Consider the following 15,029-nt stretch of genomic DNA (forward strand, 5'->3'; position numbering starts at 1 on the left):
TTTACTACAATAATATCTTAAGTTTTTAAGTTTATTATATATCTAATTAATAACGAAGGAGGAATTGATATGGGAGTAGAGGCATTAACAGGCTATTTATCAGAGTATGGACTTATATTTTTATTTATAATAGTACTTTTAGAATATATGAATTTACCAGGGTTTCCTGCAGGAGTAATTATGCCATTAGCTGGGGTTTGGGTAGCAAGTAGCGGAAATAGTTTTTTTGTGGCTCTTATAGTTTCTGTATTAGCAGGGCTAGTAGGAAGCTGGCTTTTATATTTCTTAGGAATGTATGGTGGAGAATTTTTCTTAGATAAATATATAAAAAAGTTTCCAAGTCATGAAAAGTACATTAAAAGTAATATGGAAATGTTAAGAAAAAGAGGAAATATAGGTGTATTTATAAGTAAGTTTATACCAATGGTAAGAACAATCATATCAATACCGGCGGGGGTATTAAAATTAAATTTTATAAAATACACAGTATATTCAACTTTAGGTATATTAATATGGAACTTTATATTTATAGCATCAGGATATTTCTTCGGAGATAGAGTTTTACAGGCATTATTATAAAAATTTAAAATATGGAGGGATGATTATATGCGTATAGCAATGTTAACTAATAATTATAAACCATTTATAGGAGGAGTTCCAATATCGGTGGAAAGATTAACTGACGGGTTAAAAGAAATTGGACATGAAGTTTTTGTATTTGCACCAAGTTATGATAATCAGGTATATGAAGAACATGTAATAAGATGTAAATCTAAAAGAAGTAAAAAAGATAGACATGTTCTACCTAAGATATTAGATGCTAAACTTGAAAAAGAATTTAGAAAATTAAACATTGATGTTATACACGTACATCACCCATTTTTATTAGGTAATGTTGGACTTTATCTAGGCAGAAAATATAATGTTCCTGTTGTATTTACTTACCATACAAGATATGAACAATATCTTCACTATGTAAAAGCATATAGTGTTATTGAAGAAAGGCGTCAGATTGAAAATAATAAAAATTTAATTTATTTAGAAGATAAAATATTAAACTATGCTAAAAATAATTTTGTACCAAAATATTTAAGTAAATTTGCAAATAAGTGTGATATGATATTTGCTCCAACAAACTTAATTAAAGAAAATTTAGAAGATAACGGTATAAATACATGTATTGAAATAGTTCCAACTGGATTAGAAAAAGGATATTTTAATTCAAATATAGATGAAGCACAAGAAATAAGAAGCAAATATAAAGGAAATAAAAAATATTTATTCTGTACAGTAGCAAGACTTGTAAAAGAAAAAAATTTAGAGTTTATAGTAGAAGCTTTAAGTAAATTAAAAGAAAAAGAAGGTGATTGCTTTAATCTTATAATGATAGGCGATGGTCCTTTAAAAGATGAACTTATGAATAAAGCTAAGTCTTTAAACTTAGAGAGAAATATAATATTTTTAAATTCTATAAAGAATGAAAAAATAGGAAATTACTATAAAGCTTGTGATATGTTTTTATTTTCATCTAAGTCTGAAACCCAGGGAATTGTTTTATTAGAAGCAATGGCAGCTAAAAATCCAGTAATAGCAATAAAAGCAAGTGGAGTTATTGACGTAGTTAAAAATAATATTAATGGATATATGACAAATGATAATATAGAAGACTGGGTTGAAAAAATAAGTTATTTAATGAATAACGAATCTTATATGGAGAATTTGAGCCAAGGAGCTTATGATACTTCTCTTAAGTATTTAAATTCAAATATTGCAAAGTTAGTTGAATCACATTATGAAAAAGTTATTGAAAACTATTGCTGTAAAAATCAAATATATAAAAAATTTGTTTCACTAGTATCGCAACATGTTAATTAAATAATTTAAAATGAGTAAAATATCAATAAATGCCAAAATTCTTATGATACTGTATAATAATTATTATGCAGGGATATAAGAAAGGGGTAATTGATATGAAGCCATATAATATTTTAGTTGTAGAAGATGAAAAAGAAATAGCAGATGCTATTGAAATATATTTATTAAACCAGGGATATAAAGTATTTAAAGGATATAATGGACTTGAAGGTCTTGATATTATAGAAAAAGAAACTATTCACTTAGCGATAATAGACATTATGATGCCAAAAATGGATGGAATAACATTAACAATGAAGCTTAGGGAAAGCTATAATTTTCCAGTTATAATGTTATCTGCAAAATCGGAAGAAGTAGATAAAATAATGGGATTAAATATGGGTGCAGATGATTATGTAACAAAGCCATTTAAACCTTTAGAACTTTTAGCAAGAGTAAATTCACATCTTAGAAGATATACAAAGTATTTAAATATAATTAAAAAGAGCAATGAAAGCAGTAGCATATTTACTATAGGTGGTTTGGAATTAAATGAAGATACAAAAGAAGTTACGGTAGATGGACAATATATAAAAACAACACCTATTGAATTCAAAATACTGCATCTAATGATGCAAAATCCTGGAAGAGTATACTCATCAGAAGAGATATACGAAAGAGTATGGAATGAAAATGCAGTAAACACAGATACAATAATGGTTCACGTTAGAAATTTAAGATCAAAGATAGAAATAAACCCAAAAAATCCAAAATATTTAAAGGTGGTGTGGGGTGTTGGATATAAAATCGAAAAGCAGTGATAAAAAATTACTAGCAACTCTTAGTGTATTAATAATAAGCTTGCTTTTTTCAATAGTAATGATTAAGTCATATCCTATAATACATGCAAAATCTAAAGAATATGATTATAACCCGTTTGAATCTAGAGAGTTTATAGATGACATAAACTCTACTAATTATGTACTTTATCAAAGACTAATAGAAAAAAAACTAATACTGTAAAAAATGCATCAGATATTTTTATAAACAGTGAAAGTATTAAATCTGTAATAGAGAATATTAAGTTAGAAGGTAATTACAGTTCATATAAGAAAGATGACATTAGTTTAAATCTTAAGAGAGATTTTGAAAATAGATTTAGCGGTTGGGAAAGAACACTAAATTATGATTTAGATAATTTAGAATATTATGCATTAGATAAAGAAAGTAAAAAGGCAGTATATAGTAAGAGTAATGAAATTGATACACTAGAAAATAGTGATACAAAATCAAAGGAAAGAATAGATATTCTTAAAGAAAAATATCAATTTTATACAATTATTGATTTTGATGAAGATGGAAATGTAAGTGTAAGAGAAAGTTATGGAGCAAACTCTAAGTCTATAGAAAGAACTCTAAGGGATATAAATAGAACTAACTTTGACTATAAAATAGAGCCGATAAAAAATACTACGTTTATATATGCAATACCACAAAAGTTATATTATTACGATAACATATCTAGTTACATAAGTATTGAAAAACGAGCTGGAGATTTTGTAGCAAGTACATTCGTAGTAAATTTATCTATGATGGTAGCAATAATAGCACTTTTAATACCGTATAAATTATCGAGTCAAGTACTTGGGTTTAGTAAATTATGTAAAATACCATTAGAGTTTGTAATAGGATTTATATTATTTGTAATAATATTTTTTAATATATATCCAGCAGGGATAGTACAAACTAGTGTAAATAGTGATACATTAAACTATTTAATTAGTGTAAATATAAATAAAAATATTGCACATATATTAATAAACTTAATGAATTTAATTATATGGTCAACACATTTTACACTTGTATTTTTAATGACTACTTTAGTAAAGTATATATTTAAAATAGGATTTACAAAATATATTAAAACATACACTTATGCTGGACGATTATTGAAAAATATAGGAGCTAAATTAAAAAATATAAAAAATAAAATTAGTGAAATAGATTTAAAGAAAAAGCCAAATAAATTTATATTCACTGCATTGAGTATAAATTTAATAATATTAGTGATTATGTGTATAGCGTGGATATTTGGCATAATACTTGCAATAATATATACAATAGTTATGTTTATTATATTAAATAAATACTCAAAAGATATAATAAAAAAATATGATAAACTTTTAGATGCAACTCATGAAATATCACATGGTAACTTGGATATAGAAATTGATGAAAATTTAGGAGTATTTGAGCCTATAAAGAATGAACTACAAAGTATTCAAAAAGGCTTTAAAATGGCAGTTGAAAAAGAAGTGGTAAGTCAAAAAATGAAAACAGAGCTTATATCAAATGTATCACACGATTTAAAAACTCCATTAACTTCTATAATCACATATATAGATTTATTAAAGAATGAAAACATAAGTGAAGAGAATCGAAAATCTTATATAAATACAATAGATAAAAAATCTCAAAGGTTGGAAAATTTAATAGAAGATTTATTTGAGATGAGTAAAGTAAATAGTGGAAACATACATTTGAATAAGATGGATGTAGATATAGTTTCTTTAATGAAGCAAACACTATTAGAATTAAGTGATAATATAGAAGATTCAGGATTAATATTTAAAAATAATTTTCCAAATGAAAAGGTAATATTAAACTTAGATAGTCAGCGTACATTTAGAGTATTTGAAAATTTAGTTCTTAATATAACAAAGTATTCTATGAAAAACTCTAGAGTATATATTGATATATTAGAATATGAAGATAAAGTTGATGTAATACTTAAAAATATGTCAGCAGTAGAAATAGATTTTGATGTTAATAATATAGTTGAAAGATTTGTAAGAGGAGATAAATCACGTAATACAGAAGGTAGTGGATTAGGCCTTGCCATAGCTAAAAGTTTTGTTGAATTACAAGATGGAAGTTTAGAAATAAGCGTAGATGGAGATTTATTCAAAGCAAAAATTAGTTTTAAGAAGAAATAATTATAAAAGAGTGCAGAGGGTTTATATAATTTAAACCTTCTACACTCTTTTTATATATAAATATTTATTTATATATTGGTGTTTAATTATTTTAAGATTTAATATATATATAAGGATTAAATTAATGGGAGGGATATTTATGGCAGATAAGAGACTGAATAAATTAGCAAAATTATTAGTAAACTACTCAACTGAGGTTAAAGAAGGAGACTTTGTATTTGTATGTGCAGATGAAGTATCAAAGCCATGGGTTGTAGAAGTAGTTAAGGAGGCTATAAAAGCTGGTGCACATGTGGAATATATGATGGACTCTGATGAAGTTGATGAAATGAAACTAAAATACAGCAATGAAAATCAACTTAAAGAAGGTGGTAATTTTATATATGAGAATTTATTAGCTAAATCTGATGTATGGTTAACTGCTTGGGGAAGTAGAAATACAAGGGGATTATCTAATGTGGATGCAAAAAAACTTAAGCTATCACAACAAGGAGCAACAAAGTGGAGAAAAATTTACTCAGAAAGATGTGGAGACGGATCTTTAAGGTGGTGTGGAACACAATATCCTACATATGCAGATGCTCAAGAAGCTTCTATGAGTATTAGTGAATATGAAGACTTTGTTTATGGAGCTGGACTTTTAGATAAAGAGGACCCTGTATCTGAATGGAGGAGAATAAGTAAAGAGCAAGAAAGATGGATAAAATATCTTGATAGTAAAAAAGAAATTCATATAATATCTGAAGGTACAGATATTAAAGTTAATGTAAGTGGTAGAAAATGGATAAATTGTGATGGAAAAGAAAATTTCCCAGACGGGGAAATTTTTACATCACCAGTGGAAGATAATATAAATGGTCATATCACATTTTCTTTTCCAGGAATATTTCATGGAAAAGTTATTGAAGGAATAGAACTTGATGTTAAAGGTGGAAAAGTTATAAATGCAACAGCTAAAAAAGGTGAAGATCTATTAAAAGCATTATTGGAAACAGATAATGGATCAAGTTTCTTTGGTGAAGTAGCAATAGGAACAAATTATGGAATAAAAGATTTTACGTCAAATATGTTATTTGATGAAAAGATAGGTGGAACTATTCATATGGCAATAGGGGATTCAATGCCTGAAGCTGGAGGAAAGAACAAATCATCTCTACATTGGGATATGTTATGCGATATGAGAAATGGTGGGAAAATATATGCAGACAATGAGCTTTTCTATGAAAATGGAAAATTTATAGATAAGATTTTAGAAAAATATAATCTGTAAGATTATAAAAAAGACTATACGTATTATATGTATAGTCTTTTTTATATAAAATTAAAAATAATTCGATTACAAATAATGATGCCTGTCAATAATTAATATATAAGTATTTAAAGGGGGAAAAATATGATAGTATTAAGTAGAGAAAATATTATAGAAGGCTTAATTGAATTAAGAGAAGAATCAGATTTTGAAAATAAGAAAATAATTAATAACATAAAATATATAATAAATAAAAAAGATACTGATGATATGGAAAAATTAAAGTTAATAAATAATGAACTAGGAAAAGTTATATTATAAAATAAAACCTATGTACTATATAGTATGTAGGTTTTATTTTATAGTATAATTAATACATAAGTAGTAGTAAAGATATATTGTTGGCGATATAAAGTGTAGCGCCCACACAGTGGCTTAAGCGAAGTAAACTTTTTATTTAGGAGAAAATATGAAAATACTAATAGATGCAGATGGTTGCCCGGTGATAGATATATCATTAAAGGTAGCAAAAAAATTTAATTTAAAAGTAGTAATAATGTGTGATACATCTCATAATTTTAAAAGGCTTGGAGTAGAAACAATAGTTTTATCAAAGGGAGCTGATTCTGTAGATTTTGCTCTTGTTAATAAAGTTGAAAAAGAAGATATCGTTGTAACTCAGGATTATGGATTAGCGGCAATGGTTTTAGCAAAAGGGGGATACCCTATAAATCAAAATGGATTAGTTTACAATAATGAGAATATAGATCAATTATTATTCACAAGACATATTTCTAAAAAAATTAGAAGTGCTGGTGGTAGAATGAAGGGACCGAGAAAGAGACAAAAAGAGGATGACATAAGATTTGAGGAAAGTATTATTAAACTTTGTGAGAAAATTATATAGAGTTTCATGAGAAACTTAGAGAATTATAGATAAGCTCATTTTAATATCAAAATGAGTTTATTTTAGTGTAATAAATTATAAAATAAATCCCATTTTTAAAGAATATAGACTAAAATATAATTAAAAGTAATTATGGTAAAGTATATCAAAAATATAGGAGGGATATTAGTGGATTACAACTTTGATGAAATTATAGACCGTAGCAATACTTATTCAGTAAAATACGATAATAGAAAAACTAAATTTAATAGAGACGATGTAATTCCTTTATGGGTTGCAGATATGGATTTTAAAACTGCTAAGCCTATTATTGATTCAGTAATAGAAAGAGCAAATCATGGTGTTTTCGGATATACATCAACACCAAAAGAATATTTTGAAGTAATAAAAAATTGGCAACTAAAGAAAAATAACTGGAATGTAGATACAAAATATATGTCTAATGCTACTGGAGTAAAGACTATAATGAATCACTTTATGAGAGAATTTATACATGAAGGAGATAAAGTTATAATTCAGCCACCTGTTTACCATGGTTTTTTTAAAGTTGTTGAAAATTGGGATGGAGAGTTATTATACAATCCACTTAAATTAGTAAATGGAGATTACTATATGGATTATGAAGATTTAGAAGAAAAAATTAAAGAAGGTGCTAAATTTCTGATACTTTGTAATCCTCATAATCCAGTTGGAAGGGTTTGGAGTAAAGAAGAGCTTATAAAATTAGCTAAGATATGTTTAGAAAATGATGTAATGATTATATCCGATGAGATACATTCAGATTTAATGCTTTGGGGAAGTAAACATACTCCATTAGCATCAATATCAAAAGAAATTGCGGAAAATACAATAACTTGTATGTCATCTACTAAAACATTTAATTTAGCGGGGTTACAAGTTTCAACTACTATATTTCCGAATTTAGAAATGAAAGAAATATATGAAGATATACAAGAAAGGCTAGACTCAAATAAAATTAATACTATTAGCTTAGTAGCAAATATGGCTGCATACACTAAGGGTGAGGAATGGTTAGAGCAGTTAATAAAATATATAGAAGGAAATATTGAATTTATTATAGACTTTTGTGCTAAAAATATGCCACAAATAAAGCCTAACAGACCAGGTTGTACATATTTAATGTGGTTGGATTGCAAAGAGTTAAATTTAGATGAAGATGATTTAATAGATTTCTTTATAAATGAAGCAGGAATAGGATTAAATGATGGCCGTGACTTTGGAATAGAGGGGTCTGGATATATGAGACTTAATGTGGCTTGTTCAAGGTTATTATTAGAAAAAGCTATGAACCAATTAAAGGATGCTGTTTTAAGAAAAGAAAATATTTTAGGTAAAGATTTATTAATAAGTGAGTAAATCGGAGGAAGTATGGAAATTTGTAAAATACCTAAAAGTGGAATATATTTAACATTATTTTCATGTATAATGCCTATAATAGTCTGCACTATTATGGGTATTTCTTTAGTCTATGCATTTTTATTAGGTATAATATTTTCTTCTATAATATCTATTAAAAATGGATTTAAGATATATGAAATTAAAAAAATGGTATTAAAAGGAGTATATGAGTGTAAGAGCCTATATATAGTTATATTATTAATAGGGGCAACAGTTTCTGTTTGGTTATCATCAGGGGTAGTTCCAACTATGATATATTATGGATTAGAGTATATGAAAGATATGAATTTTTTATTTGTATGCTTTTTATTAATAGCACTAAGCTCTGTCTTTATGGGAACGGCAGTAGGTACTATTAGTACTATTGGAGTTGCTATGCTTGGAATAGGTAAGGGGTTTGGAGTGCCAACTAATGTACTAGTAGGAGTGATTGTATCAGGATCATTTATAGCAGATAAAATATCTCCGATTTCAGGTTTATTTAACCTAACACTTGCAACCACAGAAACTAATTATAAAGATTTAACAAAACTATCTATGAGAACACTTTTGCCAGTAGTAGTTATAAGCTCTATTATATATTACTTTATTGGAACAAAATACCAAGATATAAATTCTTTAAATAGTGCCCTAGAATTTACTGATGCAATAAAATCAGAATTTTTTATATCACCATTATTATTATTTCTACCAATATCTATAATAGTACTATCTATCTTAGGAGTAAAATCTATATACTGCACTTTAGGAGGCGTTATTTGTGGAACTATAACAACAATCATATATCAACATACAACAATAAAAGAAGTAATAAGATACATTATATTAGGATTTAAGATAAATACAAATTCACAAATAATAAATAACACTTTGATGAGTGGTGGAGTTGTATCAATGATTTCTGTTTTGCTAATAGTAATAGGAACAATTAGCCTTAGTAGCATACTTCAAGGAACAGGAATCATAAATTATATAACTAAAGATATTATAGAAAAAATAAATAATAAAAAGGAATTAACATTAAAGACAGGATTTATTAGCTCTATTTTAACTGTAATAACCTGCGATCAAACTATGGGAATAGTATTGCCATCTAAACTATTAGAATACAAGTATAAGGATCTTGGTGTAAGTAAAAATATATTAGCAAGAACTATATCAGACACGGGAACTATTATTGCACCAATTATACCATGGAATGTTAATTCAATAATTATAAGCTTGGTTACAGGAGTATCATGCGTATCTTACGCGCCATATGCAGTTCTTTGCTTTTTATTCCCTCTAATTACGATTTTATCAGCTATAAAAATAAAATAATTTACATAATACATGTAAGTTATTAATAATAGTTATTGACTTAACAAATACAAAAATAAGATAATATAAAATGTAGTATAATAGATTAGAGAGGTAAATGGTATGAATAAAAGTATAGTAGCGGTATGTGAAAATGAAGCATGTGCAAATGCACTTATAGAAGGTGGGGAAGCTTTAGGAGTTAACATAAGAACTGAGGTACAAAATGGTTCTAGTATAATAAATGAACTTTCAATAGAAGAAATAAAATCATCAATAGCAGTATTATTTGTTATAGATGGTACTGTAGAAGATATAGAGAAAATAGAGAGATTTATAGACTTTGAATATTACGAAGTAGAGCCTAAGTTTGTCATAAATGACCCTAAAGCCGTAATAAATGAAATTGTATTAGATATAAACTAAATAAAGTATTTTAAGCGTATTGATAAATTTATCAATACGCTTTTTTAGTATAAAAACAATTATCCATATTTTCTCCATATTTTTTTTATATAATGAAAAATATGAAAAGGAGAGTGATCTTATGGATGATAGTTGGCATTGTTTAAGTAAATATCAAAAAATAAAATATTTTAAAGAGTTCATATGTATCACTATTAAATTTAAGTAAAATAAAATTTATGCTTATGAACTCTTGTAAGGAGAAAATCATGGCAGAAAAAATAAGAATATTAATACATGAAAATAAAATTATAGAGTTAAGTGAATATCTACAAAGTATGAAACCTGTAGACATAGCAAAGCGTATGATGGATTTAGAAACTGAGGATTTAATTTTGGTGTTTAGAATACTACCAAAAGATGCATCAGCAGAGGTTTTTTCATATTTAGATAAAGAATCTCAACAATATATTGTAGAAATAATTGCAGATAGTGAAGTGAAAGAAATAATTGAAAAATTATTTTTAGATGATACTGTAGATTTAATAGAAGAGCTACCTGCTAATATAGTTAAAAAGGTTCTTAAAAATACTTCAAGACAAAAAAGAGAATTAATAAATCAATTCCTAAAGTATAACGAATCATCAGCAGGTTCTATAATGACAATAGAATTTGTTGATTTAAAAGAAGATATGACAGTAAAAGAAGCTATAAATCATACTAGAAAAACTGGATTAAATAAAGAAACAATAGATACCTGTTTTGTGATAGATAATTACAGAAAATTAAAAGGAATTATTACTATAAAAGATTTGATTTTAAGTGATGAAGAAACATTGATTTCAAATATAATGGATAAAAACACAATAAGCGTAAAAACATGTGAAGACCAAGAAGCAGTTGCTTCTTTATTTAAAGAGTATGACCTAGTCTCAATGGCAGTAGTAGACAAAGAAGAAAGACTAGTCGGAATAATAACAATAGATGACATAGTAGATATTATTGAACAAGAAAATACCGAAGATTTTCAAAAGATGGCAGCCATAAAACCCAGTGAAGAGGCATATTTAAAAACGCCAGTAATACAGTTAGCAAGACATAGAGTAGTATGGCTTTTAGTTTTGATGATATCAGCAACTGTAACAGGATCAATAATAAAAGAGTTTGATGAAGTTATTCAATCAGTGGTTATACTAGCTGCATTTATACCAATGCTTATGGATACTGGTGGAAATGCAGGATCTCAATCATCAACATTAATTATTAGAGGTTTAGCCCTTGGAGATATAAGCACAAAAGATTATCTAAAGGTAATGTATAAAGAGTTTAGAGTAAGCTTAATCGTAGCATCAATACTTTCGGCTGTTAATTTTTTAAGGATATACTTTTTAGAAAATACAGATATAATGATTACACTCACTGTATGTGGTAGTCTATTTTTTACTGTAATAATAGCAAAGGTTGTAGGAAGTATTCTACCTATTATAGCTAAAAAATTAAAATTAGATCCAGCTATAATGGCAAGTCCACTTATAACAACAATAGTAGATGCATTTGCATTAACTATATATTTTACACTAGCTAGATTATTTTTAGGAATATAATGAATTAAATCAATGAAGCCTATGTATAACTTGTTTTATCATAGGCTTTTATTTTAGGAAAGACGGAAAATTATGAAGACTAAAAAATATAAAATAAAAATATTAAAAGAATTAGACATAAAACTTATACTCAGCATATTATCAATATTTATATTTGGAATAATAATGCTAAGTAGTGCAACACATGCAAGAGATACGGGGAATTACAGTAAGATAATTAAACAAATAATAGCTTTTTCTTTAGCAGTTATTTTAATATTAATAACACTAATGATCAACTATAATACTTTAGGTAAAAATTATAAAGCTTTTTATATAATGAGCATAATATTACTATTAATAATATGGGTTCCAGGTCTTGGAAAGGTTCAGGAAGGGTCAAGAAGATGGATAAAACTAGGTCCACTATACCTTCAAACATCTGAATTGGTAAAGATTACTTTTACAATAAGTTATGCTAAAATAGTTGAAAAAAGAAGAGGAAAGTTAAATACAATAAAAGAATTAATTCCAGTGATTATTTATGCAATGCCCATATTAGTATTAATGCTTATACAACCTGATTTAGGAGGAACTATAGTATTTGGATGTATAATATTTGGTATGTTATTTGTAGCAGGACTCAATATAGATATAATAAAAAAAGCATTTATAGGATTATTAATATTAGTTCCTTTAATTTATATGCTTATGGCTCCACACCAAAAAGTGAGGATACAGGCATTTTTACATCCTGATGACTTAAGCTATCCAGGGAATTATCAAGTTGTTCAATCCATGATAGCAATAGGATCTGGAGGAAGTAAAGGAAAAGGACTTTATAATGGAACTCAAAATAATAGTAATTTTTTACCTGTACAAGATAGTGACTTTATATTTGCTGTTATAGGAGAAGAGCTTGGAATGGCAGGTATGTTTACAATTATATTTTTATATATGATGTTTATTATAAGAATGATTAACATGGCAAGAGAGGCAAAAGATTTTTATGGAACATTAATAATAGTAGGTGTAACAAGTATGTTTACTTATCAAATTATACAAAATATAGGAATGACGATGGCATTAATACCTGTTACAGGTGTAACATTACCTTTAATAAGTTATGGAGGAAGTTCTTTAGTTTCATCATTAATTAGCTTAGGATTAGTTTTAAATGTAGGTATGAGGAAGAAAAAAATAAATTTCTAGAAAGGGGATAATAATATGGTCAATGTATTACTCGTAGATGATGAACCTAAAATATGTGAATTTATAAAAGCATGTTTAGATGTAGAAAATTATAATACAGATGTTTCTCATGATGGAAAAACTGCAATAGACTATTTTGATAATAATAGTTATGATATTGTAATATTAGATAGAATGCTACCGGATATAAGTGGAGAAAAAATATGTGAATATATAAGGAAAAAATCAAATACTCCAATAATAATGCTAACAGCAAAAATAGAGGATGAAGATAAAATAGATGGATTTAAATTAGGATGCGATGATTATATTTGCAAGCCATTTAATGTAGTAGAATTAGTTTACAGAATTAAATCTATCTTAAAAAGAAGCTTAGATTTAAAGGAAACATCATCAATAAAATTTGGAGAAGAGTTTGAATTAAGTAAACTTTCCCCAGAATTAAAAATAAGAGGAGAACAAATAGTACTTACTCTTACTGAGTATAAAATACTACTAAGACTTGCATCCAACCCAAAAAAGACATACACAAGAGAAGAGCTTTTAGAAAATACAACTGAAAGCTATTACGAAAAAATAGATAGAGTTATAGATAGCCATATAAAGAATTTACGCCAAAAGATAGAAGCTGATTCTTCTAAGCCTAAAATTATACAAACTGTATATGGAGTAGGATACAAATTTGGATTATAAAACTAAATCGATAAATGGAAAAATAATTAAAGCATTTTCTATTATAATGCTATTAACTATTGTATCCATAAAAGTATTTGTAGCTATGACTTTTGAAAATGGGTTTAGAAAATATGTTGATGATAGTAATAAAGCAGAAGTAGAACACCTTATTTTTGATCTGAAGAATATATATAAAGATGATAGTTGGGATATAGAAACTATAAAAGCTTTAGGAGAAGATGCTATTAGAAAGGGAATAGCTCTTGAGATATACGATAAAAATAAAAAATTAGTATGGAGTATATTTGAGGATGAAAAAGTATTATCTAATGAAACATTAAATGAAATAAGTAAAAATATGCAAAGTATAGATAATACTTGGAATGATCAATTTAGTGAGTATGAAATTACTGTTTATGATGACAATGGAAATATTGCTGGATATCCATATATAGGACATTATGCATCTACATATTATATGAAAAATGATATGGAATTTTTTCATGATATGAATAAGGTAATTATAATTATAGCTATTATATCTATAGGAAGTATTATAATTATATCCTTTATAATATCTAAATCTATATCAAATCCTATAGCTAAGGTATCAAAAATGGCTAAAGATATAGAAAAAGGCAACTATAAAGATGATATAGATTATAAAAGTAGTATAAATGAAGTGGATGAACTCATTAATTCTATAAATAAACTTGGATATGAACTAAGTGAACAAGAAAATTTAAGAAAAAGACTTACTACAGACATAGCGCATGAACTTAGAACTCCTTTAACAAGTATAAAGGGACATTTAGACCTTATAATAGCAGGCATATGGGAGCCATCAAAAGAAAGGTTAATAAGTATAAATGAAGAAGTAGCTAGAATTACAAAACTAGTAGAAGGACTTAGGAACCTAGCTAAATTTGATAGTGAAAAAAATAAGTTAGAAAAAGAAAAAATAAATATAAAAAATCTAATAACAAATATAGTATATAATTACGAAGGTAAGGCATTAGAAAAAAGTATAAATATATATTATGATCTTGAAGATATATATATCTATATAGACAAAAGGCAATTTTCTCAAGTAATTATAAATTTATTGTCTAATGCAATTAAGTATACGAATATTAATGGAGATATTAAAATAAAAAATTATATAAAAGATTCTAATATTAATATATCTATAAAAGATAATGGTATAGGAATACCTAAAAAAGATATAAATTATATATTTCAACGTTTTTATAGAGTAGATGAATCTAGGAGTAAAGAAACAGGTGGAATTGGTGTAGGTCTTACTATATCAAAATCAATAGTAAAATTACATGGTGGAGATATAATTGTAAATAGTGAGATAGATAAAGGAACTGAATTTATTATTAAATTACCAATAAAAAAGGTATCAACTAATTAAAATAGTTGAT

15 protein-coding genes are annotated in these 15,029 nt (G+C 26.5%); all 15 read left to right on the forward strand.

The genetic code is table 11. The features are described 5' to 3' along the window. The first annotated feature begins 69 nt into the window (after positions 1 to 69). The 15 genes from BN899_RS14080 to BN899_RS14140 all read left to right on the forward strand — a co-directional run bounded on the left by BN899_RS14080 (position 70) and on the right by BN899_RS14140 (position 15,019). Positions 70 to 579, forward strand: coding sequence for a DedA family protein (locus BN899_RS14080; RefSeq protein ID WP_042276637.1), 510 nt, complete (start codon positions 70 to 72; stop codon positions 577 to 579). A 27-nt stretch (positions 580 to 606) separates the two neighbouring features. Further along, entirely contained in the window at positions 607 to 1,875 is a 1,269-nt protein-coding gene (locus tag BN899_RS14085; RefSeq protein ID WP_042276639.1) for a glycosyltransferase, read from the forward strand. A 95-nt stretch (positions 1,876 to 1,970) separates the two neighbouring features. Next, complete coding sequence (locus tag BN899_RS14090) at positions 1,971 to 2,675, forward strand: response regulator transcription factor (protein WP_042276641.1); 705 nt, start codon at positions 1,971 to 1,973, stop codon at positions 2,673 to 2,675. Continuing rightward, entirely contained in the window at positions 2,647 to 2,877 is a 231-nt protein-coding gene (locus tag BN899_RS19895; RefSeq protein ID WP_242824197.1) for a hypothetical protein, read from the forward strand. Before BN899_RS14090 ends, BN899_RS19895 begins: the two co-directional genes overlap by 29 nt. Positions 2,878 to 3,443: 566 nt before the next feature. Beyond that, positions 3,444 to 4,850: a sensor histidine kinase gene (locus BN899_RS14095; RefSeq protein WP_052356865.1), complete on the forward strand. Its 1,407-nt coding sequence runs from the start codon at positions 3,444 to 3,446 to the stop codon at positions 4,848 to 4,850. Positions 4,851 to 4,989: 139 nt separating this feature from the next. After that, positions 4,990 to 6,120: an aminopeptidase gene (locus BN899_RS14100; protein ID WP_042276643.1), complete on the forward strand. Its 1,131-nt coding sequence runs from the start codon at positions 4,990 to 4,992 to the stop codon at positions 6,118 to 6,120. A 123-nt stretch (positions 6,121 to 6,243) separates the two neighbouring features. Further along, positions 6,244 to 6,420 (forward strand): hypothetical protein, encoded by a 177-nt coding sequence (locus BN899_RS19135; protein ID WP_154658906.1) that lies wholly within the window; start codon positions 6,244 to 6,246, stop codon positions 6,418 to 6,420. Positions 6,421 to 6,568: 148 nt separating this feature from the next. After that, a complete protein-coding gene (locus tag BN899_RS14105; RefSeq protein ID WP_042276645.1) occupies positions 6,569 to 7,006 on the forward strand; it encodes a YaiI/YqxD family protein in 438 nt (145 codons plus the stop codon). A gap of 168 nt (positions 7,007 to 7,174) precedes the next feature. Further along, positions 7,175 to 8,383 (forward strand): MalY/PatB family protein, encoded by a 1,209-nt coding sequence (locus tag BN899_RS14110; RefSeq protein ID WP_042276646.1) that lies wholly within the window; start codon positions 7,175 to 7,177, stop codon positions 8,381 to 8,383. A gap of 12 nt (positions 8,384 to 8,395) precedes the next feature. Then, positions 8,396 to 9,745, forward strand: coding sequence for a Na+/H+ antiporter NhaC family protein (locus tag BN899_RS14115; RefSeq protein ID WP_042276648.1), 1,350 nt, complete (start codon positions 8,396 to 8,398; stop codon positions 9,743 to 9,745). A gap of 102 nt (positions 9,746 to 9,847) precedes the next feature. Beyond that, positions 9,848 to 10,150 carry a PTS sugar transporter subunit IIBC gene (locus BN899_RS14120; protein WP_042276650.1) on the forward strand — a complete coding sequence of 101 codons (303 nt, stop codon included), beginning with the start codon at positions 9,848 to 9,850 and terminating at the stop codon, positions 10,148 to 10,150. Positions 10,151 to 10,398: 248 nt separating this feature from the next. Next, the gene (mgtE, locus tag BN899_RS14125; RefSeq protein ID WP_042276652.1) at positions 10,399 to 11,733 is read left to right on the forward strand and encodes a magnesium transporter; all 1,335 of its coding nucleotides are present in this window, start codon (positions 10,399 to 10,401) and stop codon (positions 11,731 to 11,733) included. Positions 11,734 to 11,805: 72 nt separating this feature from the next. Beyond that, positions 11,806 to 12,924 (forward strand): FtsW/RodA/SpoVE family cell cycle protein, encoded by a 1,119-nt coding sequence (locus BN899_RS14130; protein ID WP_042276654.1) that lies wholly within the window; start codon positions 11,806 to 11,808, stop codon positions 12,922 to 12,924. A gap of 15 nt (positions 12,925 to 12,939) precedes the next feature. Further along, a complete protein-coding gene (locus tag BN899_RS14135; RefSeq protein ID WP_042276656.1) occupies positions 12,940 to 13,617 on the forward strand; it encodes a response regulator transcription factor in 678 nt (225 codons plus the stop codon). Further along, positions 13,607 to 15,019, forward strand: coding sequence for a sensor histidine kinase (locus BN899_RS14140; protein WP_242824198.1), 1,413 nt, complete (start codon positions 13,607 to 13,609; stop codon positions 15,017 to 15,019). The genes BN899_RS14135 and BN899_RS14140 overlap by 11 nt, the downstream gene beginning before the upstream one ends. Positions 15,020 to 15,029 lie beyond the last annotated feature (10 nt).

It is taken from the genome of Faecalimicrobium dakarense (genome assembly GCF_000499525.1).
Taxonomy (GTDB): domain Bacteria; phylum Bacillota; class Clostridia; order Peptostreptococcales; family Peptostreptococcaceae; genus Faecalimicrobium; species Faecalimicrobium dakarense.

Coding starts and splice junctions, on each gene's coding strand:
- BN899_RS14105 (WP_042276645.1), top strand. CDS start 6,569: ATGAAAATACTAATAGATGCAGATGGTTGCCCGGTGATAGATATATCA.
- BN899_RS19135 (WP_154658906.1), top strand. CDS start 6,244: ATGATAGTATTAAGTAGAGAAAATATTATAGAAGGCTTAATTGAATTA.
- BN899_RS14085 (WP_042276639.1), top strand. CDS start 607: ATGCGTATAGCAATGTTAACTAATAATTATAAACCATTTATAGGAGGA.
- BN899_RS14120 (WP_042276650.1), top strand. CDS start 9,848: ATGAATAAAAGTATAGTAGCGGTATGTGAAAATGAAGCATGTGCAAAT.
- BN899_RS14090 (WP_042276641.1), top strand. CDS start 1,971: ATGAAGCCATATAATATTTTAGTTGTAGAAGATGAAAAAGAAATAGCA.
- mgtE (WP_042276652.1), top strand. CDS start 10,399: ATGGCAGAAAAAATAAGAATATTAATACATGAAAATAAAATTATAGAG.
- BN899_RS14115 (WP_042276648.1), top strand. CDS start 8,396: ATGGAAATTTGTAAAATACCTAAAAGTGGAATATATTTAACATTATTT.
- BN899_RS14080 (WP_042276637.1), top strand. CDS start 70: ATGGGAGTAGAGGCATTAACAGGCTATTTATCAGAGTATGGACTTATA.
- BN899_RS14095 (WP_052356865.1), top strand. CDS start 3,444: ATGATGGTAGCAATAATAGCACTTTTAATACCGTATAAATTATCGAGT.
- BN899_RS14130 (WP_042276654.1), top strand. CDS start 11,806: ATGAAGACTAAAAAATATAAAATAAAAATATTAAAAGAATTAGACATA.
- BN899_RS14100 (WP_042276643.1), top strand. CDS start 4,990: ATGGCAGATAAGAGACTGAATAAATTAGCAAAATTATTAGTAAACTAC.
- BN899_RS14135 (WP_042276656.1), top strand. CDS start 12,940: ATGGTCAATGTATTACTCGTAGATGATGAACCTAAAATATGTGAATTT.